The 26,955-nt window shown below is 65.2% G+C and carries 18 protein-coding genes and 3 tRNA genes; 7 read left to right on the top strand and 14 right to left on the bottom strand.

Going from position 1 to position 26,955, the window contains the following annotated elements:
* Positions 1-86: 86 nt before the first annotated feature.
* The 3 genes from CKJ84_RS09235 to CKJ84_RS09225 all read right to left on the bottom strand — a co-directional run bounded on the left by CKJ84_RS09235 (position 87) and on the right by CKJ84_RS09225 (position 2,450).
* Positions 87-2,105 carry a VWA domain-containing protein gene (locus CKJ84_RS09235; protein ID WP_095546747.1) on the bottom strand — a complete coding sequence of 673 codons (2,019 nt, stop codon included), beginning with the start codon at positions 2,103-2,105 and terminating at the stop codon, positions 87-89.
* A 158-nt stretch (positions 2,106-2,263) separates the two neighbouring features.
* Positions 2,264-2,340: transfer RNA gene (locus CKJ84_RS09230), tRNA-Asp, on the bottom strand.
* Between the two features lie 34 nt (positions 2,341-2,374).
* Positions 2,375-2,450: transfer RNA gene (locus CKJ84_RS09225), tRNA-Glu, on the bottom strand.
* Positions 2,451-2,551: 101 nt separating this feature from the next.
* Between CKJ84_RS09225 and CKJ84_RS09220 the strand changes: the two genes are divergently transcribed.
* A complete protein-coding gene (locus tag CKJ84_RS09220; RefSeq protein ID WP_095279017.1) occupies positions 2,552-2,851 on the top strand; it encodes a metal-sensitive transcriptional regulator in 300 nt (99 codons plus the stop codon).
* Positions 2,852-3,174: 323 nt separating this feature from the next.
* Here CKJ84_RS09220 and CKJ84_RS09215 read toward each other — a convergent pair whose 3' ends face one another.
* From CKJ84_RS09215 to CKJ84_RS09205, 3 genes are all read right to left on the bottom strand, one after another.
* Complete coding sequence (locus CKJ84_RS09215; protein ID WP_158221690.1) at positions 3,175-10,734, bottom strand: G5 domain-containing protein; 7,560 nt, start codon at positions 10,732-10,734, stop codon at positions 3,175-3,177.
* 258 nt (positions 10,735-10,992) lie between these two features.
* Positions 10,993-11,065: transfer RNA gene (locus tag CKJ84_RS09210), tRNA-Lys, on the bottom strand.
* Positions 11,066-11,182: 117 nt separating this feature from the next.
* A complete protein-coding gene (locus tag CKJ84_RS09205; protein WP_095546768.1) occupies positions 11,183-12,685 on the bottom strand; it encodes an acetyl-CoA hydrolase/transferase family protein in 1,503 nt (500 codons plus the stop codon).
* Between the two features lie 320 nt (positions 12,686-13,005).
* On the opposite strand from CKJ84_RS09205, the gene dusB reads away from it, so the two are divergent.
* Both dusB and CKJ84_RS09195 read left to right on the top strand, forming a co-directional pair.
* Entirely contained in the window at positions 13,006-14,178 is a 1,173-nt protein-coding gene (gene dusB, locus CKJ84_RS09200; protein WP_095278684.1) for a tRNA dihydrouridine synthase DusB, read from the top strand.
* A gap of 121 nt (positions 14,179-14,299) precedes the next feature.
* Complete coding sequence (locus CKJ84_RS09195; protein ID WP_095546767.1) at positions 14,300-15,022, top strand: PhoU domain-containing protein; 723 nt, start codon at positions 14,300-14,302, stop codon at positions 15,020-15,022.
* Positions 15,023-15,090: 68 nt separating this feature from the next.
* Here the strand turns inward: CKJ84_RS09195 and pstB are convergent, their stop codons facing one another.
* From pstB to mshD, 5 genes are all read right to left on the bottom strand, one after another.
* A complete protein-coding gene (gene pstB / locus CKJ84_RS09190) occupies positions 15,091-15,864 on the bottom strand; it encodes a phosphate ABC transporter ATP-binding protein PstB (RefSeq protein ID WP_095278685.1) in 774 nt (257 codons plus the stop codon).
* Between the two features lie 36 nt (positions 15,865-15,900).
* A complete protein-coding gene (gene pstA, locus CKJ84_RS09185) occupies positions 15,901-16,740 on the bottom strand; it encodes a phosphate ABC transporter permease PstA (protein ID WP_233125641.1) in 840 nt (279 codons plus the stop codon).
* Positions 16,741-16,882: 142 nt separating this feature from the next.
* Positions 16,883-17,956: a phosphate ABC transporter permease subunit PstC gene (gene pstC / locus CKJ84_RS09180; protein ID WP_095278686.1), complete on the bottom strand. Its 1,074-nt coding sequence runs from the start codon at positions 17,954-17,956 to the stop codon at positions 16,883-16,885.
* A 160-nt stretch (positions 17,957-18,116) separates the two neighbouring features.
* Positions 18,117-19,247, bottom strand: coding sequence for a phosphate ABC transporter substrate-binding protein PstS (gene pstS / locus CKJ84_RS09175; protein ID WP_095546745.1), 1,131 nt, complete (start codon positions 19,245-19,247; stop codon positions 18,117-18,119).
* 272 nt (positions 19,248-19,519) lie between these two features.
* Complete coding sequence (gene mshD, locus CKJ84_RS09170; RefSeq protein ID WP_095546744.1) at positions 19,520-20,389, bottom strand: mycothiol synthase; 870 nt, start codon at positions 20,387-20,389, stop codon at positions 19,520-19,522.
* A gap of 22 nt (positions 20,390-20,411) precedes the next feature.
* Here mshD and CKJ84_RS09165 point away from each other — a divergent pair, with 22 nt between their 5' ends.
* Positions 20,412-21,215 carry an LmeA family phospholipid-binding protein gene (locus tag CKJ84_RS09165; RefSeq protein ID WP_233125637.1) on the top strand — a complete coding sequence of 268 codons (804 nt, stop codon included), beginning with the start codon at positions 20,412-20,414 and terminating at the stop codon, positions 21,213-21,215.
* A 60-nt stretch (positions 21,216-21,275) separates the two neighbouring features.
* Positions 21,276-21,929, top strand: a complete 654-nt coding sequence (locus tag CKJ84_RS09160; protein WP_095546742.1) for an FABP family protein — start codon at positions 21,276-21,278, stop codon at positions 21,927-21,929.
* Here the strand turns inward: CKJ84_RS09160 and CKJ84_RS09155 are convergent.
* The gene (locus CKJ84_RS09155) at positions 21,926-22,837 is read right to left on the bottom strand and encodes an aminodeoxychorismate lyase (protein WP_369801180.1); all 912 of its coding nucleotides are present in this window, start codon (positions 22,835-22,837) and stop codon (positions 21,926-21,928) included. The two genes, CKJ84_RS09160 and CKJ84_RS09155, sit on opposite strands and share 4 nt — an antisense overlap.
* 41 nt (positions 22,838-22,878) lie before the next feature.
* Between CKJ84_RS09155 and CKJ84_RS09150 the strand changes: the two genes are divergently transcribed.
* Together CKJ84_RS09150 and CKJ84_RS09145 are read left to right on the top strand one after the other, a co-directional pair.
* A complete protein-coding gene (locus CKJ84_RS09150; protein WP_095546740.1) occupies positions 22,879-23,925 on the top strand; it encodes a folate-binding protein YgfZ in 1,047 nt (348 codons plus the stop codon).
* A gap of 128 nt (positions 23,926-24,053) precedes the next feature.
* A complete protein-coding gene (locus CKJ84_RS09145) occupies positions 24,054-24,257 on the top strand; it encodes a DUF3073 domain-containing protein (protein WP_095546739.1) in 204 nt (67 codons plus the stop codon).
* Between the two features lie 110 nt (positions 24,258-24,367).
* Here CKJ84_RS09145 and purM read toward each other — a convergent pair whose 3' ends face one another.
* Entirely contained in the window at positions 24,368-25,441 is a 1,074-nt protein-coding gene (gene purM / locus CKJ84_RS09140; RefSeq protein ID WP_095546738.1) for a phosphoribosylformylglycinamidine cyclo-ligase, read from the bottom strand.
* Positions 25,434-26,939 (bottom strand): amidophosphoribosyltransferase, encoded by a 1,506-nt coding sequence (purF, locus tag CKJ84_RS09135; RefSeq protein WP_095546737.1) that lies wholly within the window; start codon positions 26,937-26,939, stop codon positions 25,434-25,436. Before purF ends, purM begins: the two co-directional genes overlap by 8 nt.
* Positions 26,940-26,955 lie beyond the last annotated feature (16 nt).

Here is a 26,955-nt window from a genome sequence, read left to right as displayed (position 1 = left end):
CACGGCACGGCTTTTCTCTCTTACATGCGACATTGCTCATTTCCCTTTCTGGTATACGTCCGTTAGGTGTCTCGACCACCGGCAACCTATTGCCAGTTACCGCGCTGCTTGCGCACGATGACAAACACCACGGCCGCAGCGATCAGCAGCAGCACCAGCAGGCCACCCAGCAGCGTCGGCACAAGCCCGAAGCTGCCATCCTGCTCGTCGCTCGTAGCGTTGACTTCCTGGTCGTCGTCGCTCTCCTTCTGCGAGTCTGAGGTCGTTGCGGCGCTGTCCGCCGCATCAAACTTGATCGGCTCGTCCGCAGGCTCCGGGCCGTTCTCATGCGTCGGCGTCCAGTCCGGGCCGCCGTTGGCAGGTTCGCCATCCAGGAGAACCTCGAACTCGAAGGGCTGATCGACGCCGGCGATCCCGTAGCCTTCGGACACCCAGCCCATACCGAACCAGACGTAGTAGTCGCCCTGATAGGGAGTATCGCTGCCGTACCACACGTACTGATTCGCGGTTTCCGGATCGGACTCTTCCGGATCGTCAAAGAAGATCAGTTTGCCTCCCGCAACCCCATTGCGCAGAGGATCCTTCACGCCGAACGCAATGTCGTCAGCGTTGCGTGCAACCGAAGGCGGGGTCTTTGCCCGTATCACTGGGCGCTGCCCATAAGTCACCGGAATCTTGAAGAACTTGAACTCGCCGGGAACGATGTGGTCGGAATACGTACCCTCGGTAATCTCCACCGCATCGTTAAAGCCCGTGCCGCCGGAGACCGGCTGCGAGTTTTCGATCGGCATCTCCCCCTGGTACTCGCCGGCACTGTACACGCGGCGATCTTCCCAGTCGTCGGCCTGCTCCTTACCAGGGATCGGCTCATAGAAGATGCCGACTTCAATGGGGACATCTTCGGCTACCTCGTCGCCGCTATTGGAGATCTGCATCTTGACCAGGATGTCGCTCATATCGCATTCCATCTCATCTTCGTCGGTGCGCTTCATCGAGGCGTATGCCGAGCCAATGCCAAAGCCCGGTCCACCCGATGCAGTTTCTCCCCAACTGCCAGGGAACTCGCCACACGCCGGGTCCCCCTCGTTGGTGACCTCCGTCGGCTCCACCTTGACCTCTGTGTCTTCCCACATAGCGTTGCCCTGCACGATCGGGGTGAACACGACCCGTCCGTGGTGGCGCGGCGGCACAGAGAAACGAAAATACCGGTCTGTTTTGGAAGTACGGTCAGGTTTCACCGTGGTCTGGTACTGCCCCTCCCCCAGCCATTTCGCGTCTTCAGGCGTGTCCGAGAATTCGAAGTGCGTGCCCGCCGTCTGGTACTTGGTTACCGAGCGCTGGGAGAGGAACTTCAACGACTCCGCCAGGCTCGTCGAGTCCGCCGCCTCGAGGAACTGCCCTCCGCCGGCCTCGGCGATGCACTCGAGTTCCGCGCGGGCGTCCTCATCGGCCTTGAATCCAACGGTGTGAATGGTCAAGTCCACGCCCTGCCCCGCGAGCTCCTTCGCCACGTCGCACACCTCCGGCGGCGCGCATGTATCAATGCCGTCGGAGACCAGGATGATCGAGCGCTCACCATCGTTGCCCAGTTCCTCCGCGGCCTTGCGCAACGCATTGCCCATCGGGGTGTAGCCCTTCGGCGTCAGCCCGTCGATAGCGGACTTGAATTTCGCCTTGTCTAGCGTGTCCACTGGCACGAGGCGCTGGATGTCCTTGCAGCCCTGCTCCCTGTTGTCGGGCGCATTCGATTCCTGCGCGCCGTACGTGAGTAGGCCCATCTTCGCGGTGTCCGGCAGGGAATCGACCAGCTCGTTCGTGGCCTTCTTCGCTGCGTCGATACGCGGCCCATCCGCGTCCTCCTCGAGCATGGAGAAGGACGCGTCGAGGATGAGCGCCGCTTTCGCGTCGGCAGAGCCAGTGCTTGCCGACGCCCCCTTGCCCTCCTTCACCCGCGTCGTCGAGCTCGACAGCGTCTTCGTTTCGGTGCTGACCGCCGTGCTCGATTCGGTGGCGAACGCTGGCGCCATCCACATTGCGGCGCACGCGATGGCCAGCAGCACCGCCACCACTGCCCGCGTGCGCCCAAACCGTATTGTGTGAGACATTCCCAAACTCCCATCCAGGTTATGACAAGTATCACAGGCAACAGTAAAGGACTAGCCGTAGTGGTGCAACAGGTGTCAGGGACTTCTTTGGGCGACTAAACCAGGACCCCCTGAAACGCAAAAAGCCAGCTCCCGCGCTTGGGAACTGGCTTGATATTTGGCGACCCTGACGGGACTTGAACCCGCGACCTCCGCCGTGACAGGGCGGCGCGCTAACCAACTGCGCCACAGGGCCATCGCACTGCAACCCCCACCGTAATGGGGATCACTGGTACCCCCAACGGGATTCGAACCCGTGTTGCCGCCGTGAAAGGGCGGAGTCCTAGGCCTCTAGACGATGGGGGCTAGCGACTTGATCCAATCTAGTTCATCGCCTGTGACAATGGCAAAACGGCTGCGCACACCGCGTTTCTCGCCCCCTGGTAGAGGTCGGTTAAGATGACCGCATGCAAGAAGACTCGTGCCAGCACGGCTACTTTGATGAGAAGTCCCGCTACCTCGCCCGCCTCAAGCGCATCGAGGGTCAGGTGCGCGGCATTCACCGGATGGTGGATGAGGACCAGTACTGCATTGACATCCTCACCCAAATCGCGGCGATCGACTCCGCCCTGGAAAACCTCGGCCTCGCCCTGCTGGAGGACCACCTCAACCACTGCGTGAAGGGCGCGCTCGCCGCGGGCGACGACCAGGCCGACGAGAAGGTCGCCGAAGCCATGCTGGCCATCAAGCGGATGGTGAAGTCCTAAGAGGCAGTCGCTTTTCGACGCCCACGCTGCCCTTCCGTGCCGGCCCGAGCCACGCCTGCGCGGGCCCGAGCCCACCCAAACGCTAGATACCGTTAGTAAGACCCCGACAATGCGCCCCTGGAGCTGCATCCTCGTCATCCTGGTATCGGTATCTGTGGCCAGAGCGCGGGCCTGCTCCACGAACTGCTCGCGCTGGACCTCGCTCATCGGCCGTCGAGGTCCCCAACATAAACCTGCTCCCCACCAGCCTGGGGCTGATTTCTCAGTCCAACCGGTGGGGAGCAGTTCATTCCCGGGCGAGTGCCCGGGTTTTGCCGCGCGACTTACTTCTCGGTCTTGCCGTCCTTCGAGGAAGAACCGCCGAAGGATGACGCCTCATCCGCGCCCTCCGGGCGCACGGTGGTCATCCGGCTATCGCCCTTGGACGAGCTGGTCCAGCCGTCGAAGCCTTCCGGCTTACATGCCTGGTTGATCAGCGCGATGCCGACGGCTGCCGCACCGATGACAGCCAGGCCGATACCCAGCGGGCGCAGCTGCTCGCCTACACCGGCGTACTGCTGCTGGAGGCCAGCAAACTGCTGGTTTACGGCATTCGCCTGTGCTTCGAGCTCGCGGTACCACTCGGGCTTGTTGTTGCCACCCATGCCCACGTCCGGCAGGTCCGGCGTGTTCTCGCGAATCTTCTGGTTGATCTGGCCGTTGATCTCGCCAAACGCCTGGTTGATCTGCGGGCCGAACTGCTGGGACAGCGGGCCGCCAACGGCAGCCAGCAGGCCGATCGGCACCAGCCACAGCAGCGGGCTGTTCGCAGCGAACGCGTTTGCCACGCAGCGCTGGAAATCCTCAGACGAGCCGGTTGTCCCCGGTACCGGGGTCGGCTTCGTCGTCGGCTCGGAAGGCTCCGTCGTCGGCTCCGAGGTCGGCTCAGTCGGCTTCGTCGGCTCCGAGGTCGGCTCAGTCGGCTTCGTCGGCTCCGAGGTCGGCTCCGAGGTCGGCTCCGTCGTTGGCTCCGAAGGCTTCGTGGTCGGCTCCGCCGGCTCGGCCTGCTTCCCGGAGACGCCAACCTTGACAAAGGTCTCGAGGACGCTGCCGTCCGCACGGGTCACCTTCACCGGGATGGTTGCGATGGTGCCCGGCTCGACGTCGTCCGGTGTGGTCACGGAGACCTCGCCGGTCGCTTCGTCGATCGTCACGTCCCAGCCTTCGGGGACGTCGCCGATCTCGTAGGAGTCGCCGTCGACGTGGCCGTGCTCCAGCTCGACGCGCTTGGTTGCGCCCTTGCCCAAAACGACCGGCGGGAAGTAGGGGCGCTCTTCCGGCTTCGCCTGCTCGCCCGTGTGGGGCGTACCGGTGCCGACGCGCAGGATGCGGTTGGTCGGCTCCGTGATGGTCTCGGTGGAGACGGTCGGGTCGCCGGTCACGTTGCCGTCGACAAGCTTCCAAGTGCGCGAGGTGCGCTGCGAGCCTTGCTGGCCGTGCTGCTCGGTGAAGACGACGCCTGCGGGCAGGGTCGGGTCCTCGATGACCTCGGTCTCGAACGGCAGCGCCGACTCGTTGACCTCGGTGATCTCGGATGCTTCGCCGCCGGTGCCGACCTCGATGACGTGGTCGGTGGCCGGGGTAATGACCTCGGTGAACTCCTTCGGCACGAGCTTGCCGTCGACGATCTCGTAGCGCACACCACGCTTCTGCGTGCCGTTCTTGCCCTGCGTGATCTCCTCGACGGATCCGCGCGGCTTGTCCGGGTTCTGCTTCACAATCACCTTGAACGGCAGCGGCTCCTCCCAAGACACCTCTTCCGGTGCCTCGGTGGTGCCAGCGACCGGCTTGGTGCCGATGCGCACGACCTCATCCTTCGGCTCGACGCGCTCGACGTCGGTGCCGGTGACAGTCACGCGGCCCGGCACGCCCTCGGTCACGGTCGCCTTCTCGCCCGCTTCGAGCGTCGGGTCGAAGATGACCTTGGTACCAAACGGCAGGTCAGTCGTCACCGGCTTGACCTCCGGGGCTTCGGCCGGCTTGGTGCCCACGCGCATGACGCGGTTCTCCGGCTCCTCCAGCACGGTGGAGGCGCTGGTCGGCTCGCCCACGGGCTTGCCGTCCTTGTACTTCTGGGTGGTCACGGTCTGCTGCTTGCCGGGAGCACCAGGCTTTTCGACGACCACCTCGCCCGCCTCCAGCGTCGGGTCCTCAATGACCTCCGTGTCGAACGGCAGGCGCTCGATGGTCACGACCGACTGCTCGGTTTCCTGCGGCTCGCCCGGCTGCGTTGGCTCAGTCGGGGTATCACCCTTAGTGCCGATCTCCACGATCTTGTTGACCGGCTCCTTGGTCACCTCGGTCGTTTCCTGCGGGGTGTACACGCCGTCTTTGAGCTCGAAGTGGACGGTGTGCGTCTCTTCGCCGCGCTCGCCGTCGCGGACAACTCGCTTTTCACCCTTCGGCAGATCGGGGTTCTCACGGATTTCCACGTCAAAGGCGGTGGACTCAGTCCAGGAGTAGTCCTTCGGCGCCTGAGTCTCCGGGTCGGTTCCCGGGTCAGTTGCCGGGTCCGTGGCTTGCTTCGTGCCGACGACGATGACGCGTGGGGTTGCCGGCTCGGTGATCTTCAGCTCGCCGTTTTCCACGACGCCCTTGCCGTCCTTGCCCGGCTGCTTCTCACGTTGCTCGCCTGCGGGGAGGGTGTCGTCGAACTCAACGATCGTCGTAAACGGCAGGCTTACCGACGCCGACGGGACCGACGGGGTCGGCTGCTCCGGCTGCTTCGTGCCGACGCGCATGACGCGGTTTTCCGGCTCCACCAGCACGGTCGAGGTGATGGTCGGCTCGCCCGTGGGCTTGCCGTCCTTGTACTTCTGGGTGGTCACGGTCTGCTGCTTGCCGGGAGCACCAGGCTTTTCGACGACCACCTCGCCCGCCTCCAGCGCCGGGTCCTCAATGACCTCCGTGTCAAACGGCAGGCGCTCGATGGTCACGACCGACTGCTCGGTTTCCTGCGGCTCGCCCGGCTGCGTTGGCTCAGTCGGGGTGTCACCCTTAGTGCCGATCTCCACGATCTTGTTGACCGGCTCCTTGGTCACCTCGGTCGTTTCCTGCGGTGCGTACACGCCGTCTTTGAGCTCGAAGTGGACGGTGTGCGTCTCTTCGCCGCGCTCGCCGTCGCGGACAACTCGCTTTTCACCCTTCGGCAGATCGGGGTTCTCACGGATTTCCACGTCAAAGGCGGTGGACTCAGTCCAGGAGTAGTCCTTCGGCGCCTGAGTCTCCGGGTCGGTTCCCGGGTCAGTTGCCGGGTCCGTGGCTTGCTTCGTGCCGACGACGATGATGCGCGGCGTCGGCTCCTCGGTGATCTTCAGCTCGCCGTTTTCCACGACGCCCTTGCCGTCCTTGCCGACCTGCTTCTCACGTTGCTCGCCTGCGGGGAGGGTGTCGTCGAACTCGACGATCGTGGTAAACGGCACGCTTACCGACGCCGACGGGACCGACGGGGTCGGCTGCTCCGACTGCTTCGTGCCGACGCGGATGATCTGCGTTTCCGGCTCCTTCGTGCGCTCGGTGCTGACGACTGGGTCGCCGGAGGGCTTGCCGTCGACAAGCTTCTGCGTCGACGTCTCGGTCTCCTCGCCGAGCACGCCGGCCTTTTCAACTTCGGTCTTGCCGGCATCGAGGTTCGGGTCGGCCTTGACCTCGGTGTCGAACGGCAGCTGCTTGGTGGTCTTGGTCACCAGCTCGGTCTCGCCAAGCTGGGGGCCGTACTCCACGATCCGCTCCACTGGGTCCGTCCGCTTCGTCGACTCCACGTGGCTGGCCTGGTCGCCCTCGGCGTCAAATGTGGCGGTGTAGGTTTCCTCGCCGTTTGCGCCTTCCTGGACGACCTTGGTCTCGCCAGGCTGCAGGTCGGGGTTCGGGCGCATCGTTGTCGGGAACGGCAGCGGAACGGTCCAGGTCACCTCGTCGGTGGCCTTAGCCTGCTGGGTGCCCACAAGCACGACCTCGTTCGTCGGCTCCTGAGTCCGCGTCCAGGTTCCGTCCTCGTTCTGCTTCTCCGCGCCAGCGGTGCCTTCCTTCTCCACCTTGTACTGGCCCGCGGGGAGCGTGTTGTCGTACTTGTACTCGACCTTGAATGGCACCTCTCGGGTCGGCTGGTCCACCACGGTGACCGGTGCGGAGACCCTGTCCACGGAGCCGTCGGCGTACTTCACGGAGACCGGGACGTTAATCGCATCGCCCGGCTTCGCGGTTGCAGGGGACTCTGCGAGGACGGTGCCGTCCTTGTCCAGGCTGACCAGCCAGTCGCCGTTGGCGGTCTTGACCTTGTACACCGGGTTGCCAAACTCGTTGACGTCGCCGGTGTCGGTGTAGTTCTTCGCGGGGCGGATCTTGTACGGATCCTGCGCCGCGACCTCGACGCCGTTCGGGTTGTCCAGCGTCAGCGGCAGCGAGGTCTTGGTGCCCGGGTACACGCTCTCGGCCGGGTAGGTCGGCTCGACCTCGAAGTTTTGGGTCAGGCTGACAATGGTGGTCACGGGCGCCTCATCGGTCGAGCCGTCCGGGTAGGTCACCGTTGCGTTCTTCGTCTGCTTGTCGCCCGGCTTCGCATCGGCCGGCGGGGTGACGGTGATGTCACCGGTCTTCGGGTCGATGGAGTACTTCCAGCCGTTCTCCTCGGTCTGGGTGATCGGTGTGTCGCCGTCCATGCCGAAGGAGAAGGTGCTGCCTTCCGGCAGGTTCTTCGGCGTGATGCTGCGGGTGACTTCCTTGCCCGGCGTGGTCGACTCCGCGGGGTAGCCCGGCTCGTACAGTTCGGCCTGCTTATCGCGCACGACGAACGGGGCGTAGACGACGTCCTTGCTCCCGTCGTAGTACGTCACGGTCACCGGCACATCGACGTGGTCGCCGGCGCGGGCTCCCTTCGGAGCCGTCGCGTGGACAGTGCCGTCGTAGTCGACCGTGAACGTCCACCCGTCGATTTCCGCGGGGACCGAGTAGCGGTCATCCACATTATCGGCGAGGTCGCGCCACGGGACATCCGAGGCCGCCGTCGGCTTCGACGTCTGCGTGCCGCCCGGAGACGTCCACGCCTGCAGGTAGTCCGGGTTGTAGATCTGGCGGGCCTCGGCATCAACGATAAATGTACCGCTGGTCACGTCGGAGGAGCCGTCGTTGTAGTTCACGCGCACGGGCACCTGCGCGGACGTTCCCGGCTTCGCGTTCGAACTGATCTTCATGGTGATCTCGCCCGTATCGGGATTAATCGTCAGGTCGTCCCAGGACAGGTTGCGCGGCAGCGGGATGTAGGAAGGATCGTTGGGATCCGTGATGAACTCGTACTTCGGCTCGTACGCCGGGTTCACGTACGTGGTGTCGACCGGGCTCTTCACCTCGTCGCCGGGCTGGCCGTGCACGGTCTTGTAGTTCGGGTTGTTCGCGCCAGATGCGGTGGACACCACGCTGAACTCGGCCGGAACCGTGGCGCTCGAGCCGTCCGGGTAGGTCACGGTCACTGGGAGGTCTGCGGTTGCGCCATCCGGCAGGGACGCATCAGGGGTCGCGGTGACCGTGCCGTTGTCATCAATAGCAAACGTCCAACCCTTCGGGCGATACTTCGGATCCGGAAGCTTGTACGTAGCACTCTTGGGGTCCTTCAGCTGCGTGGAGATGTCCGAGGTAACGGCAACGCCCGGCTTAGTCTGGCGCGGCGGGTAGCTGGCCACGTCTGCTCCCTGCTTGTCACCAACGACGTTGATGGTGCCAGTGGTGACCTGCGGAGTCGCGCCACTGGCATAGTGCGCCTGGACAGGGAACGTCAGGCTTGCCCCCGGGAGCGCGTCGGCCGGGATCTCCGAGGTGACCTCGCCCGTCTCCGGGTTAATGGTCAGGAACCACTCGCCCTGCTGCAGGGTCGTCCCGCCGTCCGGGAAGGAGTAACTCGACGGGGCCTCATCATCCTCCTCGCCACCGATGCCAATGTTGGGAATGGTCGGGGTCAGCGAGACCTTATCCTGCGCCTTGCCGGTGACGGCCTGGTAGTCCGGAACCTTCACGCTCGCGGCGACCTTAAAGTCGACGTTCGTCTCGTCCGTCGTCCCGTCCGGGTAAGTCGCAAGCACCTTGACGTTTGCGTGCGAGTTGTTCGGGGCATCGCTTGGCGACGTCGCCGTGACGGTCCCGTCCTCGTCGACCTTCACGTCCCAGCCCTCCGGAACGGAGGCAGGGTCGATTTCGAATTTCGTCGGCTTCACCGCGTCGTAGCCGCTCATCGTTGGCTGGTAGCCCACCTTTGACTTCAGCTCGGCGCCCTGCACGCCGCTGACGGTCTCCGGATCGGGGGCCAGCTCCGTGACCTGGGTGTTGTTGGGGTCCACCAGCACCAGCAGCGGAATCATGTCCCGCGAGCCGTTGGAGTAGGTGACAACCACGCGAGGCTGTGCGAACGTGCCCGGCTTCGGGTTCGCCGGCGCAGTCACCGTGACGTTGTTCGTCTCCGGGTCCAGCGTTGCCTTCCAGCCTTCGTAGACGTAGCGGGTGTTCAGCTCCACCGTGGCGTTGTTACCACCGTCGGCCTTCTTCTTTATGAGTTCCGAGATCCGCGCACCGGTCTGCTCGAAGGTCACTTGCTGCGGCTCATTGGTGACCGGTCCGTTCTCGGATTCGGTGCCGGAGATGATCGCCTTATCGGCGGCGTCGTACTCGGGATCGTGGAACTTCGTGTCGTCCAGCGTGATCGTCGAGGTGCTCACCATATTCGGTGTGCTGTAGCGAGGCAGGCTGTTGGATTCCTCGCTGACCTTCGCCCAATTTTCTTTGTTCTGGGCGGCCGCCCCATCGGCGGCCGCCGCATCAAGTTCCTCCACGGTACGGGGGTTGGCAACAACAGTGAAGGTGACATTCTGGTCCCCGCTAATTGCCTTGTTACCAACGTACTTCGGGGAGGTGTACTTCACAGTCCCATCGTCCTCAACGACGAGTTTGGGTTCGTCACCATCGGTCGAACCAAGCAGGTTGCCCTGCTGGTCGTGAGCCTCCACGACGATGCGCTTAAGCGTCTTCGGCTGCGCGTTGATCTTGCCGACCTCGACCGGCTCGTCGGGCTCGATGACCATTTGCTTGATGGGCTTCCAGTCCACCGTGATCGGCGAACAATCGTCGTTCTCGTTCGGCCATGGGTTCACCGTCGCCTCAATATACGGGTCGCTAAAGATCTGCCTGGCTGGCTTGTCGTTGTCCTCCGTATACCGGTCCGACCACGCATACCTGACCGGGTTCTCCGCAGTCGCTTTCGCGTACTCCGCGATCTTTTTCCCGTCCAGGTCCGCCGCAATCGTGGCGGTGAGAGGATCCCGCCCCACCTTGTTAATAGTCATAACCTCGTCGGCGTCACGAGTCGGCGCAAACGCGTCAATGGGGAATGGATCTGACGGCGCCGCGGCTTTGACCGTGTGCCGAGTAACCGGGGCATTATTGTTTGATCCTAGGATCAACCAATCGTTAAATGTGCGCTGCTTGTCCCCCGTGAACTCAACTGACGCGCCGAAGGCACGCTTGTCGGAGTTTTTTCCTGGCCCGGGTTCGAAAATCTCCGCCTTGAATCCTGCCTGCTCAAACGACTGCTTGCCGGAAGTCACCGTGCAGCTTCCGGCGCTGAGGTCGGACGCGATGAGGTCCGAGCCCTGCATCACGCCCTTGCCGTCGGCACCGAAAACGCCACCTGTGTACTTGGCGGACGAGCCGGAGCCTTCCGCAGCCGCTGCCTCGGCTGCGCGGGCCGGGCCCGGGAGGTGCGCAGCCGACCCGAGGGCCAGCGAGATGACAGAGAGCATCGCAACACCTGTGCGGGCGCCGCGCTTTCCTGGCTTGCGGATCTGAAAAACACTCTTTGCCACGTGGATTCTCCTTAAAAACCAATTTGATGCCATGCAGTGCACACCGCCCGTCGGCCCGGGTGAGGTGCAATGTTTCTGCAACTCAACTGGCCAACAAGTGTACTCGGCTTGTACAGGGGTTTACAAGCAATTAGTCATACCTAATAAGTTTGGCATGTATGGGTGATGGCGGGATGGGATTACGGGGGCGTCGATAAGCACCTTGCCCCCTATATACGCGCAAACCCCCGGTCCGGGAAAGACCGAGGGTATTCACGGTGGGCCCTGCGGGGATCGAACCCGCGACCTGCGGATTAAAAGTCCGTAGCTCTACCAGCTGAGCTAAAGGCCCATGCGAAATATAGTAGCGGGCCACATACGCGGGGCGGAAATTGACCGACGCACGCAACCAAACACCCGCGCTACCAGCATGAATCAAACGGGGGTAGCGCGGGCGAAAGGGTTCACCTTACTTCTGCATCGTGCCCGTCTCCATGATGCGGTTGTGGAAGTCGAAGGCGTGGCGCAGGTCGTGCGGGGTCGCCTGGTACTTGCACTTGGCAGCCTGCTCGACATACTCCTCAAGCAGCGGGCGGTACGACGGGTGGGCGATGGAGATCATCTTGGCCACACGGTCGCGCGGAGCCAGGCCGCGCAGGTCGGCCACGCCGTACTCGGTAATGAAGACCATGGCGTCGTGCTCGGTGTGGTCAACGTGCGAGACCATCGGCACGATCGCGGAGATCGCGCCGTCCTTGGCCACCGACGGGGAGATGAAGGAGGAGATGTAGGCGTTACGAGTGAAGTCACCGGAGCCACCTAGCGCGTTCATCAGGCGGGAGCCGTTGATGTGCGTGGAGTTCGCGTTGCCGTAGATGTCCGCCTCGATCATGCCGTTGGAGGCGATCAGGCCCGTGCGGCGAATGACCTCCGGGTGGTTGGAGATGGACTGCGGGCGCAGAATGATGGACTCGCGGTACCGCGCGGCCTCCTCGTTCATCTTGTCCGCGTACTCCGGAGAGAGGGAGAACGAGGTCGCGGAGGCGACGGTCATCTTGCCCGCGTCGATCAGGTCGACCATGCCGTCCTGGATCACCTCGGTGTAGGCCTGGATGTTTTCAAACTTCGAGTCCATCAGGCCTGCCATCACGGCGTTCGGGACGTTGCCCACACCGGACTGCATGACGTAGCCGTCGTACGCCAGGCGGCCGGCCTTGACCTCGTTCTCTAGGAAGTCCAGGAAGTTGCCAGCGATCTGCTCGGAGGTCTCGTCCGGGGCCTTGAACGGGGCGTTGCGGTCCGGGTCGTTGGTGTGGATCACGGCGACGACCTTTTCCGGGTCGATCTCGATGAAGGAGGTGCCGATGCGGTCGCCACATTTGGTAATCGGGATCGGGATGCGGTTCGGCAGCGCCGGCACAGTCCAGATGTCGTGCATGCCCTCGAGGTCCTCGGACTGCCACTCGTTGATCTCAATGATGATCTTCTTCGCGGCGTTGAGGAACTCCACGGAGTTACCCACGGAGGACGACGGGACGATGTTGCCCTCCTCCGTAATACGGACTGCCTCGACGATGGCCAGGTCGACCTCGCCAAAGAAGCCCTGCTCCACCATCATGCCGGAGTGCGACAGGTGGATGTCCTGGAACTTCATCTCGCCGGCGTTGATCTTGCCGCGCATGGTCGGGTCCGACTGGTACGGCATGCGGTAGCGCAGCGCGCCCGCCTCCGCCATCACGCCGTCGCACTCCGGTGCCGTGGACGCGCCCGTGTAGACGTCAATGCTGAAGTCCTGCCCCTTGTCGTGCGCGGCCTTCGCCTTCTCTGCGATGACGCCCGGCATGGCCTTGGGGTAGCCGGCGCCGGTGAAGCCGGACATGCCAACCTTGTCGCCGTGGTTGACAAACTGGCCCGCCTCCTCGGCGGTCATGACCTTGTCACGAAGCTTTGCGTTGGCGATACGGTCGCCCATGTTCATCCCTCACTTGTGTTCGTCGGTACGGAATAACAACTCCACTGTATTGTGACCTAGCCCGCATTGCCAGCAGGCGAGCGCGCACACCTCTCCGCTTCGCATCACCCCGAAAATTGGTATCACCAGCAGTTTCGCAGGTCGCGGGGGCTTCAGGACGCTTATCGACGCCACACCACCCCCACAAACCAGACCCCCAATCCCCCGACGCCACCCCCAAAAGGGGTGGAACGGTACGCACTGCGCCCCCTCTCGCCTCCACGCCACAGGGCCACCAGCGAATTGCACTTATCCCCTCCCAACAGGAACAATAGAGAACCATGACAGCACCGACGACCAGCGCAGGCCCCGCGCTACGCATCGGCGGGATGGACCTGGACTCCCCCGTCATCCTGGCCCCCATGGCCGGGGTGACCAACATGCCATTTCGCGTCCTGTGCCGCGAGATCGAGCAGGAGCTCACCGGAACCAGCTCCGGACTCTACGTCTGCGAAATGATCACCGCGCGCGCCATGGTGGCCCGCAACCCGAAGACACTGCACATGACCACCTTCGCGGACGTGGAGACGCCGCGCTCGATGCAGCTCTACACCGTGGACCCCAAGTTCACGTATGACGCGGTGCGCATGATCGTGGAGGAAAACATCGCCGACCACGTCGATATGAACTTCGGCTGCCCCGTCCCCAAGGTCACCCGCAAGGGCGGCGGCTCCGCTATCCCCTACAAGCGCCGCCTGTTTGGCAACATCGTCGCCGCCGCCGTGCGCGCCACCGAGGGGACCGACATCCCCGTCACCGTGAAGTTCCGCGTGGGCATTGATGCTGAGCACCACACCCACCTCGATTCTGGCCGCATTGCCGCCGAGGAGGGCGCGGCCGCCGTCGCCCTGCACGCCCGCACCGCGGCGGAGCGCTACTCCGGCACCGCACACTGGGACGAGATCGCCCGGCTGGTCGAGCACATGGACGGCACCGGGGTGCCCGTCATTGGTAACGGCGACATCTTTGCTGCCGGCGACGCGCAGCGGATGATGCAGGAGACCGGCTGCCACGGCGTCGAGGTCGGCCGCGGGTGCCTCGGAAGACCGTGGCTGTTCGCCCAACTCGGCGCGCAGCTACGCGGCGAAGCAGTTCCCGCGGAACCGACGCTGGGCAAGGTTGCCAGGATCCTCTACCGTCACGCGGAACTGCTGGCGGACCACGACGGCGAGGAGCACGCCTGCCGCGACATCCGCAAGCACACCGGCTGGTACCTGCGCGGATTCCCCGTGGGCGGTGAGTTCCGCAAGGAGCTCGCGCAGGTGACGTCACTCGGCCAGCTGTGGGACCGGCTGGCACCGATTGCAGATTCTGATGCGAAGGCGGAGCAAGCTGACAGCGCGCGCGGCCGCCAGGGCGGGTCCTCCAAAGTCGCGCTGCCAGAAGGATGGTTGGATGATCCCGAAGATGACGCGGTCCCACAGGGCGCGGAAATTGAAAACAACGGCGGGTAGCCCGGAGGCACCGAGCGCGCGCGAGCCCGAGGAGCCCTCGGAGCACGCCGAGCCGGCCCACGCAGGCGAGGCGGGTGACGGGGGTGACGGTGGCGTCGATAAGCATGACGGCCCGACGCAGCTGCGGACCGCGTACCGCGAGCACCTCGAGGCGTTCAACGCGGATTTGCTCGAAATGTGTGACCGGGTGCGGGCGGCGATGGCGCAGGCCTCCGAGGCCTTGCTCCACCAGTCGCTCGAGGGCGCGGAGGATGTGCTGTCGCAGGTCGACGCACTGCGCGAGCTCAAGACCCGGTGCGAGGAGCGCGGCATGAGCCTGCTTGCGCTCGAGAGCCCCGTGGCCTCTGACCTGCGACAGGTGCTGTCGTCGATCTACATTGTGGAAAACCTGTCGCGCATGAGCTCCCTCGCCATGCACGTGGCCACGCTCACGCGCACCCGCCACCCGGATGCCGTGGTGCCCGGCCCGCTCGTCGGCTTCATGGAAGAGATGGCGCGGCTCTCCGACGCCATGGTGGCCCAAACCCGCGAGCTCCTCCTCCACCCCGACGCGGAGTGCGCCGCGCAGCTGCACACGATCGACGAGGACATGGACGACATGAAGGCGTACCTGCTCAACCTGGTCACCGCCCCGGAGTGGGAGTACAGCAACCGGGAGGCCGTGGATGTGGCCATGATGGTGCGGTACTACGAGCGCTTCGCCGACCGCTGCGTTAACGTGGGCAACCGCATCGTCTTCCTGGTCACCGGGTTGCAGCCGGAACAGTACCGGGAGCAGCGCGACGGCGATTACGACTTGAAGGAAAAGTTCGCCACGATCGAGCGGCGCTTTACCCGCAAGTAGTACCGAGACATGCGACGGCGCCCCGGATTGCTCCGGGGCGCCGTACTTTCTGCAGGGACTGTCGGCCCTTAGCCGAAGCGGCCGGCGATGTAGTCCTCGGTCTCTTTCTTCTCCGGGTTCTCGAAGATGGTGGTCGTGTCGTTGAACTCGACCAGGTTACCCGGCTTGCCGGTTGCCTCGAGGGAGAAGAACGCGGTCTTGTCGGACACACGGGCTGCCTGCTGCATGTTGTGGGTCACGATGACGATTGTGTAGTCGGCCTTCAGCTCGTGGATGAGGTCCTCCACCGCGAGGGTGGAGATCGGGTCGAGCGCGGAGCAGGGCTCGTCCATGAGCAGGACCTCGGGGCGCACAGCGATCGCGCGGGCGATGCAGAGGCGCTGCTGCTGGCCGCCGGAGAGGCCGCCGCCCGGCTTGTCTAGGCGGTCCTTAACCTCGTCCCACAGGTTCGCGCCGCGGAGGGACTCCTCAGCGACCTCCTTGAGCTTCTTCTTGTTCTTCTCGCCGGAGAGCTTCAGGCCGGCGACGACGTTGTCCTCGATGGACATGGTCGGGAACGGGTTCGCCTTCTGGAACACCATGCCGATGGTGTTGCGGACGGACACCGGGTCCACGTTCTTGCCGTAGATGTTGTGGCCGTCGAGCAGGATCTCGCCCTTGACGCTGGCCTTGGGGATGACCTCGTGCATGCGGTTCAGGGTGCGCAGCACGGTGGACTTGCCGCAGCCGGACGGGCCGATGAAGGCGGTGACGGCCTGTGCGGGGATCTTCATGTTGACGTCGCGGACGGCGTGGAAGTCGTCGTAGTAGATGTTGACGTCGTTGAGTTCGAGCTTAGACATCGGGGATTCTCCTCAGATGATGGTTGTGTGGGGCGGTTACTTCTTCACGGAGTACTTCTTGGCAATCGCGCGTGCGAGCAAGTTGAGCACGACGACGATGACTACCAGGGTGAGGGCGGCGCCCCACAGGCGGTCGGCGGCAAAGCCGGTTGCACCGGACTTCCACATTTCGAGCATGAACAGCGGCAGCGACGACTGCGGCTGGCCGAACAGGCCGAACCAGTTGAGCGCCGGGGTGGAGCCGACGAGGATCAGCACCGGGGCGGACTCGCCCATGACGCGGGCCACGGCGAGCATGATGCCGGTGACGATGCCGGACAGGGCGGTCGGCAACACGATGCGCAGGATGGTCTTCCACTTGGGCACACCGAGTGCGTAGGACGCTTCGCGCAGGTCCATGGGCACGACGCGCAGCATCTCCTCGGTGTTACGCACCACCAGCGGGACCATCAGCAGGATGAGTGAGAGCGAGACGGCGAAGCCGGAGCGGTCCATGCCCAGGATGGTGATCCAGAGGGCGTAGACGAACAGCGCGGCGACGATGGACGGCACGCCGGAGAGGATGTCCACCATGAAGGTGGTGAGCTTGCCCAGCCTGTTGCCGTTGGAGTATTCGACCAGGTAGACAGCGGTGAACACGCCGATCGGGATGGAGATCAGCGACGCGATGAGCGTCTGCATCAGCGTACCGGCGATGGCGTGGAGGGCGCCGCCGCCTTCCTTGGAAATGCGCACGCCGATCATGTCGCTGGTCCACCAGCCAAGGTCGAGCACCGCGGGGGCACCGCGGAGGATCACGGTGATCAGGAGCCAGAGCAGCGGCACGAGCGCGATGATCATGCACAGCCACATCAGGCCGCCCATGACGGAATTCATGGTCTTACGGCCCGAGGAGATGTCGGTGAAGGGGTTGTCTTTCGCGGAGCGAGTGCTTTCCGACGCCACGTGGGCCGTCGCGTTGCCCGCGCCCTGAGCACCGGCGTTGTTGGGAACTGCTGTAGACATTCGCTTGCCTGCCTTACTTCTTGTTGACGATCGCGCGGGCGATCGAGTTGACAACAAAGGTCAGCACGAACAGGACAAGGCCTGCCGCGATGTAGGCACCAGCAGAGATTGGGTTGTTGAACTCTGCGGATGCGTTCGCGATGGCGGTAGCGAAGGTGGTGCCACCGTCAAAGAGCGAACCACGGAAGTCATTGGCCGGCGCGACCACCATGTAGAGCGCCATCGTCTCACCAAGCGCGCGGCCGAGGCCGAGCATGGAGCCGGCGATGAAGCCGGAGAGGCCGAACGGGATGACGGTCATGCGGATGACTTCCCAGCGCGTTGCGCCGAGCGCCAGTGCGGACTCGATCTGCCCCGGAGGGGTCTGGACGAAGATCTCGCGGGCGGTGGCCGCGATGATCGGCAGGATCATGATGGCCAGGACGATGCCACCGGTGAGCATGTTGCGGGCCGTGGAGAACGGCGGGGAATTCTGGTAGGTGGCGAACAGGAAGAAGCCACCGCCCCAGGAGTTGATCCACTCGTAGAACTTGCCCAGGGCCGGGCCGAGCACCTGCGCGCCCCAGAGGCCGTACACGATGGAGGGGACCGCGGCGAGCATGTCCACGAGGGTGCCCAGTGGGCGCACCAGGTTCTTCGGCGCGTAGTTGGAGAGGAAGAGCGCGATGCCGAGTGCGACCGGCATGGCGAGGATCAGCGCGATGAGGGAGATCATCACGGTGGAGAAGAACAGGTTCGGGATACCGAACTGCATTGCGTCCAGGTTGGCAGTCTGCCAGTTGCCGCCGTAGGTGAAGAAGCCACCGACGCCGCCTTCGTTTCGGCTCAGCGGCGGGATCGCCTGGAGCACCAGGAACAGGCCGATCGCGATAATGATCACGGTGATCAGCGTTGCCGAGGCGGTCGAGAGGAATTCAAATACGCGGTCGCCCGGGCGCTTCACGCCCGCGCCGGAGGTCGTTTCCACCGGGGCCGCCTGGGTGGTTTGTACCGGCGTACCGGTAGCGGACTGGACCTCGGGCTGCGCAGGCGCAGCCGTCGACCCCGCTCGGCGGTCGTCCGCCGGAGTCAGTTCGTTGTCAGCCATGGTTACTGGTCCTTATATGGTTGAAAAGAGGGGGAGCCAAGCTCCGAATGTTCAATTTTTTGGTAACGGTTTGCACACTTGGTGTTAACCGTGCCCTCACATGGGCGTGCCCCCCGCAACGGCATTCGCCGCGTTGGGGGGCACCACACCGCCAAGTGGCTTACTGGATGGCGTTGACTGCCTCGCGCAGGCGCTCAGCGTGTGCGCCGGCGACCGGGATGAAGCCCTCAGCTGCGAGCTCGTCATCCTGGGAGTCCAGAGCAACGTTCAGGAAGTCCTTCACCATCTTGGAGGTGGACTCGTCGTAACCAGCGGAGCAGACGATCTCGTAGGTGGTCAGCACCAGCGGGTATGCGCCCTCTGCGTCGGTCTTGAACAGCTTGTCAGCGTCGACGACCATGTTGTGACCCTCGGTCTTGAACTCCAGGGTGTCCAGGGTCTTCTCAATGGACTCGTCGGTCAGCTCGACCGGGCCGGAGCCGAAGTCGATGTTGGCCTTCTTGTCAGCGAAGCCAGCCTCGACGTAGGTGATTGCACCCGGGGTGTTGTTGACCTCGGTAGCAACGCCGGAGGAGCCGTTCGCACCGGTACCGACCTCGCCCGGGAAGGACTTGCCGGAGCCGGTCCACTTGCCGTCCGAAGCAGCAGCCAGGAACTTCTGGAAGTTGTCGGAGGTGCCGGACTCGTCAGAGCGGTAGAACGGCTTGATCTCCTGGTCCGGAAGCTCGGCGTCCGGGTTGGACTCCTTGATCTTCGGGTCGTTCCAGTTGGTGATGTTGCCCTGGAAGATGTCAACAACGTTGTCGACGGTGAGGTTCAGCTCGTCAACGCCGTCCAGGTTGTACGCGATGGCAACCGGGCCGATGACGAACGGCAGGTGCCATGCCTCGTTGCCACCGCAACGCTCAGCGGCAGCCTCAACCTGGTCGTCCTTCAGCGGGGAGTCGGAGCCAGCGAACGCAGCCTGGTTAGCGATGAAGTTCTTCTGGCCGGAGCCGGAACCGGTGGCGTTGTATGCCAGGGTCGCGCCCGGAACTTCCTCGGCGTAGCGAGCTGCGAAGTAGTCCATTGCGTTCTGCTGAGAGGTAGCACCCTCGCCGACCAGCTGGCCCGTCTGGCCGGAGAGCTCTGCGCCGGCACCCTCGGATTCGGAACCCTCAGCGGCGGAGGAAGCCTCGGAGGAGGTGTCGGTGGAGTCAGAGTCAGAGGAATCGCCACAAGCGACGAGGGCTGCGGAGGAGACTGCGACGGCGCCGATGATGGCGGCGGTGCGCTTAAAGTTGCGGTTCACGGGATACCTTTCCGGTGCTTAGTTAGTTACCACTCGAGCATCGGTGCCACTCTCGGCCGGTTTTGCCCACAGCGAGGTGGACGAAACTCTTTCCGATTACTCACGGTTACTCAACCTAGAAGTCAGCGGTTAACCCCAAGTGTCTGGTTTGGTGAACAATCGGTGAACTTCGCCAACACGCCCGAAAAAGCCTGATAAAACACTGCAGATGCGATGAATGTCACACACTCAGGGGTTGACTAACGCCCCCTTAGCCCCACTAGCAACAGCAGTTACGCGCTTTCCGACGCCCCGCCGTACACCACGTGCCGCTCCGCCACAGCAAAGCCGAGGCCCTCGTACCGCGCCACAGCCGGCGCGTTATCCGCCTCCACGTACAGGATGACGCGCTCCCTCCCCTCCCCCACCAAGTGGGAGAGTGCAAGCTGCATCAGCGGGGCGCCGAGCCCGCGGCCGCGGTAATCATTGGCCAGGCCGACGACGTACACCTCGCCCGTACCGTCCGGGTGCACCTTGGTCCAGCTGAAGCCAGCGAGCTCGTCCCCGCAGGAGAGGAACCAGACCCCCTCCGGGTCAAACCACTCCGCCCGCATCGCGCGGTGGAGACGCTCCAGGTCCCACCCGCCCTGCTCGGGGTGCCAGGAAAACGCCTCGTTGTTGACGCGCAGCCACTCGCGCTCGACCGCGTCCTGCTCGCCCGCCGCTTTCGCGCTGGCAAGGGTGCGTGCCTGGTAGCCGTCCGGGAGCGTGAGCTGCGCTGCGTCCCGCAGGTGGTCCCCCTCGCACGCCATGACCAGGAGCTCGCGCGTGGACTTCAGCCCCAGCGACTCCGCCAGGGCGCGCGCCCCCGGCAGATTGCCGTGCGCCCACAAGCCGGCGTCGGGGCGCTGCTCGAGCACCCGGCGCGCCAGCTCGGCACCGATTCCGCGGCGGCGGACCTCCGGGTGCACCACCAGCTCCGCGGAGCCGTCCGGGGCGATCGACGCCAGGCCCGCGAGCCCACCGGGTACGTCGGTGGAAGGGGTGGTGAGGAGGGAGTGGTTCAGGGTGGCGTCGCTAAGCGCCTGCTCGAACGCCTCGGAGAATGGGGCGACCCCGTCGGCGTCGGTGGCTGCGTGGAGGATGGTGCTGTAATCGTGCATGGACCCAGGCTACGGTACAAGTATGCAATTGAAGCGAAGTGCGGCTGTCGGGGTCGCGGCGATCGCGCTGCTGGGCTACCTCGCGGATACGGTGGCGGGGATGCGCGCCGAGCACGCGCTCTCCGCGCGCGCCGCTGAGCTGGGCGAGCTGTCCACCGCCCCCGCTGCGTATGTCGGCGGCCTGCCTTTCGGCCGCACCGTACCCCGCATCACCGTCGACGCCCTGGATGTGCCCGTTGCCGGCGTCGGCGTGGGCAACGTGGGCATTAAGCTTGTCGACGTCACCCTGCCCCACCCCCGCACCGCGCACCTCGTGGACGACCTGCCCGGCGCGAAGGCGAGCCTCGTGCGCCGCATCGTCCGGCTCGACGGCGTGGCCTTCGGGCAGTTGCTGGGCATGACGAACCTGGACATCGCGAGCCCCTACGACATCTCCCCGTCCGGCGGCGGCGCGAGCGAGGCGCGGCTGACCGGCACGATCCCGGGCACGGAGGACCCCGTGACGGTGGTGGTGACGCTGCGAATCGACGGCACAAAGTTTGTCATGCGCCCGAGCGAGCTCGTGGACGTCCCCCCGGAGCTCACCGACCGCGCCGTGCAGGCGTTCAGCCTGGAGCGCGATACCCGGGACCTGCCGCTCGGTGGCCCCGCCGACTGCGTGCAGCTCACCGGCGGATCGATCGAGTTTTCGCGGGACCGCATTAATACCGTCGTGGAGGAGACGGACCTTACCCCGCTCCTGCGGGACCCGTCGACGGACGAGGGCGCCCGGCAGGCGGAGGATTCGCCGCTGGCGTCGGACGCGGAGGATGCCTCGGCAGGCTAAGCAGGCGAGGCAGGCGAGGCAGAGTGCGGTCGCGGCACGCCAACGACTACCCTGGCTGGCATGGCTGATACAGAGAACCCCACCCCCGAGAACACCGGCTCGCTCAACGGCAACGAGGCCGTCAACCTGGCCGCGGAGCAGTCGAAGAACACGGCGCACCGCAACATCCCGGCGCTGGGCTTTGAGGACTTCCCGCTAGAGGAGGACACGGCGAACCTGCGCCAGGGTCCGAGCCTGCACGACGGGCTGCTGGCGCTGTTGCCGCTGGTCGGCGTGTGGACCGGCACCGGCCAGGCCAACGACAACGGCGAGGAGTACGCCTTTGGCCAGCGCCTGGTGATCTCTCATGACGGCGAGAACTACCTGCGCTTCGAGTCGCGCATCTGGCGCATCGACGAGGACGGCAACGCCACCGGCGCCGACCAGCGCGAGGTGGGATTCTGGCGCATCTCCCTGAAGGACGAGATCGAGGTGACCCTCACTAACTCCCGCGGCCTCGTCGAGGTGATGTACGGCGAGCCGGTCAACGAGCGCGCCTGGCAGCTGCAGAGCGCCACCACCCTGGCCACCGAGTCCGGCCCGAAGCAGCACGGCGCGGGCAAGCGCCTCTACGGGCTCATGCCCAACAACAACCTGGGCTGGGTCGACGAGCGCGCCGTCGGCGGCGAGATGGTTCCCTACATGTCCGCCGAGCTCAAGCGCATCGCCGGCTAAGCCCTATCCAGCGCGGCGACGATCAGCTTTTGCACCTCCGCCGCGTTGTCCGGTGCCGGCAGCTTCTTCCCGTTCAGCTTGCGCACCCGCGCGTACATGCGCGTGGAGCTGACCAGCCAGACGGATTCCGCCTTCAGCAGCTCGCTGAGGTACATGTCCTTCTGCTTACACTTCCACCCCTTCTTCTCCGCGTGCGCGAACAGCGCCGCTTGGGTGGTGCCGGGCAGGATCCCCGGTCCCGGCTTCGGGGTGCGCAGCCGCCCGCCCTTCTTCACAATCACCACCGTCGAGGTCGCGCCCTCCAGGACACGGTCCGTCTCCGGATCGATATAGATGACGTCGTCGTACCCCTCTCCGCGGGCCCACCGCAGCGCCGCCATGGACGCCGCGTAGTTCAGCGTCTTCGCGCCCACCCGCATCCAGGGGACCTCCGCCTCCCCGCCTTCGCCGCGGTTGATGGTGTAGCCGCGCGGGGTGGTCACCACGCTCACCCCGTTCTTGCGCTCCTCCAAGACCGAGTCCGGGATCGGCCGGATGGTCAGCCAGGCTGTGGGCACGCCGGTAGTCTCGCGCCCGCGCGACATGGTCCAGACGCACTTCGCGTCCACGTCCTCCGCAGCAAGCCCACGTTCACGCACGTAGTCGGCCACCGCCTCCCGGGTCGCCTTAATCCAGTGCTCCCTGCCGGGGTCGGGCAGGTCGAGGGTGGCGGCGGAGCGCCGGAACCGCTCCACGTGCTGCTCCAGGTTCGCGGGCTCGCCCTTGCGGATGAGGATCGTTTCAAAGATCCCGTCGCCGCGCGTCACAGCCGCATCGTCCCAGAAGATGTGGGGCGTGTTCGCGTTTTGTCTGCGCACGGAGCCGCCGAAGGGCTCGACGAGGTAAATGACCGGAGCGGGTGGGAGCATCGATGCCATACTGTCCCATTATGCCCGTATGATCGGGGTCTATGTCGTATTCGTCCGATCTTTTACAGCTGCCAGGCGCCACCCCCATCGAGTCCAACCCGCTCGCCGAGGGAGTGGCCTGGCACTACGGCAATCCGCTCGCGGAGCAGCAGGGCTTACGCGTCATCGATCGCTCGCACCGCCGCGTCATCGCCGTCTCCGGCCCCGACGCCGCCGAGTTCCTGAACAACCTGCTTTCGCAGAAGCTTATCGACGCCACGCCGTCCCTCACCGCCGCCGCCCTCGACCTGGACATCCAGGGCCACATCCTGCACCATGCCGACCTCGCGCTGGTGGACGGCACATTCTACCTCGACGTCCCGCCCGCGCAGTTCGACTCCTTCGTGGACTACCTGCGCAAGATGGTGTTCTGGTCCGACGTGACTGTGGAGGAGGCCGACTTGGCCATCCTCACCCTGCTTGCAGACGACGCCGAGTTCCCCGCCATCGACGAGGCCGTCTTCACCCGCCGCGTCAGCGACTTCTCCCCCGCTCGTCTGGACGTGGCGGTACCGCGTGGGGAGGCGCTGGGCGTGGCCAAGCACCTCCACGAGCAGGGGGTGGCCTACGCCGGCATGATGGCGTTTACGGCCGCGCGGGTGCGCAACGTCGAACCCGAACTTGGCGTGGACCTTGACGAGAAATCCATCCCGCACGAGGCGCCGCGCCTGATCAACCGCGGCGAGCACATCGGGGCCGTCCACCTGAACAAGGGCTGCTACCGCGGGCAGGAAACCGTCGCGCGCGTGGAAAACCTCGGCCGGTCCCCTCGCCTGCTGGTCATGCTGCAGCTCGACGGTTCTGCCCCGCACGACCCGCAGCCGGGCGAGACCATCACCTCCAACGGGCGCAAGGTAGGCCGACTGGGCACCGTCGTCCAGGACGCCGAATACGGCCCGGTCGCGCTCGGACTGGTCAAGCGCTCCGCCCTCACCGCCCCGCTGGACATCGAGGGGGTCGCTGCGAGCGTGGATCCGGACTCGCTGCCTACCGACGAAGGCGAGAAGCTTGGCCGTCTCGCGGTGGACAAACTGCGCCGCGGGCGTTAATCCCAGCTCAGGGGCCGGGTGAGCATTTTCGTGGCGTACAGGCTATTATGTCCCCCAGGACAATAACTATCGAAAGTATGAGGCCGCCTTCTTAGGCCGCCCTAGAACCACCTCAAGGGGGTCACGCCATGGGCCGCGGACGCGCCAAAGCAAAGCAGACCAAGGTTGCTCGCCAACTCAAGTACAACACGCCTGAAATGGACCTCGATTCTCTGCAGCGTGAGCTTGCAGGCAAGGCACCGCAGCGGCGTTGGGACGAGGACGACGACGAGGTGGATGAGCAGTACGCCGAGTACGCGGACTGGGACGATGATGACGAGGACCGGAAGTAAGTCCGCCCGGCCCCACAACGCCACCATTCACACCGTTTGAGCACAAGCACCCGGCAACCCCGGGTGCTTTGTTCATGTGCGGGGTGCGCCGCGCCTAGTACTGCGGGTGGCTAGTACTGCGGGTGCTCGCCCACCAGCACTGCGCGCTCGGTCTCGCCGTTGTCCGCAGCGCGGACCTCGCCAAGCACCCAGGAGTCCACGTGGCGGGCGGCCAGGATCGCCAGCGCGCGGTCCCGGTCCTCCGGCGCGACGACGGCGACCATGCCGACGCCCATGTTGAAGGTCTTCTCCATCTCCTCGTCCGGCACCTGGCCGACCGACTTGATCGTGCGGAAGATCTGCCCCGGCGTCCAGGTGGCGCGGCGCATCTCCGCAACCAGGCCCTCCGGGATGATGCGGACCATGTTGCCCGCCAGCCCACCACCGGTGACGTGGCAGAAGGTGCGGACCTCACACTCGGAGGCCAGCTCGAGGCAGTCGCGGGCGTAGATGCGCGTCGGCTCCAGGAGCTCCTCGCCGAGGGTGCGGTCGAACTCCTCAATGTGGCCGTCGAGCGGCAGCCCGGCCTTCTCCAGCAGGACGTGGCGCGCCAGGGAGTAGCCGTTGGAGTGCAGGCCGGACGAGGCCATGGCGATAATCGTGTCACCCTCGCGCACGCGGTCGGGCCCGAGCAGCTCATCCGCCTCCACGACGCCGACGGCGGTGGCGGAGACGTCGTAGTCGTCGGCCTCCATCACGCCGGGGTGCTCCGCGGTCTCGCCGCCGAGGAGTGCGCAGCCGGCCTGGACGCAGCCTTCGGCGATACCGCCGACGATGTCCGCGATCTTCTCCGGCACGACCTTGCCGGTGGCGATGTAGTCCTGCAGGAACAGCGGCTCGGCGCCGCAGACGACCAAGTCGTCGACGCACATGGCGACCAGGTCGATGCCGATGGTGTCGTGCTTGTCCATCGCCTGGGCGACGGCCAGCTTGGTGCCCACGCCGTCGGAGCCGGCCGCGAGCAACGGCTCGCGGTACTTGCCCAGGGCGAACAGGCCGGCGAACCCGCCGATGCCGCCCTTGACCTCCGGGCGGGACGCACGCTTGGCGTGGCCCTTGAGCAGCTCGACGGCGCGGTCGCCGGCCTCGATGTCAACGCCCGCAGCGGCGTAGGAGACGGAGGGGTCGGAGTTCTGGTTAGTCATGTCGGGTGTCACCTTTCTGGATGCGCCGGACAAGGTCGGCGTTCGGGTTGCCGTCGGGAAGCCCGAGCGGGTAGTTGCCGTCGAAGCAGGCCGCGCAGAGGTTTTCTGCGGGGTGGTTGGTGGCGGCGATCATGTCGTCGATAGGCACGAAGGCCAAAGAGTCAGCGCCGATCATGGTGCGGATGGACTCGGCGACCTCCGCATCGGTGCCGCCGCGGCCGTGGTTGGCAATGAGCTCGCCGGGGCTGGCGAAGTCGATGCCGTAGAAGCACGGCCACTTTACCGGCGGCGACGCGATACGCACGTGCACCTCGGCGGCGCCCGCCTCGTGCAGCATGCGGATCAGCTTGCGCTGGGTGTTGCCGCGCACGATCGAGTCGTCCACCACCACGAGCCGCTTACCTTCGATGACGGCGCGCACCGGGTTCAGCTTCAGCCGCAGCCCGAGCTGCCGCAGCGTATCGGACGGCTGGATGAACGTGCGACCCACGTACGCGTTCTTCATCAACCCCTGCTTGAAGGGGATCCCGGACTCCTCGGCGTAGCCGATCGCCGCGGGGGTGCCCGACTCAGGCACCGGCATGACCAGGTCGGCCTCCACCGGGGCGACTCGCGCTAATCGACGCCCAATCTCAACGCGGCTGGCATTTACCGTCTGGCCGTCCAGCACCGAGTCCGGGCGCGCCACGTAGACGTACTCGAACACGCAGCGGGCCTGGCGCGGCGCCTCGGCGAAGCGCTCGGAGCGGATGCCGGTGGCGTCGATGGCCACAAGCTCGCCCGGCTCGATGTCGCGCACGAAGGAGGCGCCGACGATGTCCAGGGCGCACGTCTCGGAGGCAACGACCCAGCCGCGCTCCAACCGCCCCAGGGAGAGCGGGCGCACGCCGTGCGGGTCGCGGGCGGCGTAGAGGGTGTCGCCGTCGGTGACCATGAAGCAGAACGCGCCCTGGAGGCGAGGGAGGAGGTCGAGGGCGGCGTCGATAAGCGTGTGCTCCCCGCGGATCCGGTCGGCGAGCAGCGCGGAAACGACCGCGGTATCGGAAGACGAGCCCTGGCCCTGCACGCCATCGGCCGGGATGAGCTTGCGCTCGATCGCCTCGGCCTGCAGCTCCTGGTAATTGGTCAGGTTGCCGTTGTGCGCGAGCGCGACGTCCGTGCCGTTTGGCGAGGTACGGAACATCGGCTGCACGTTATCCCAGGAATTGCCGCCCGCGGTGGAGTAGCGCGTGTGCCCGATGGCCACATCGCCCTGGAGGGCATCGAGGACGGACTCGTCGAAGACCTGGCTGACCAGGCCCGTGTCCTTAAACACGACGATGTTGGAGTGATCGCCCACCGCAATGCCCGCGCCCTCCTGGCCACGGTGCTGGAGGGCGAACAAGCCGAAATAGGACAGTTTGGAGACGTCTTCACCAGGCGCCCACACGCCGAACACGCCGCACTCATCGCGCGGTGCGTCGTCGAGCTGCGCCCGGGAGTCCCCGTCATTTTCCATGCTCACGGTATGCACG

It is taken from the genome of Corynebacterium sp. NML 120412, from assembly GCF_002285155.1.
GTDB lineage: Bacteria > Actinomycetota > Actinomycetes > Mycobacteriales > Mycobacteriaceae > Corynebacterium > Corynebacterium gottingense.
Note: the sequence above shows the minus strand (reverse complement) of the source record. Positions and strands in the feature narration are given on the sequence as shown.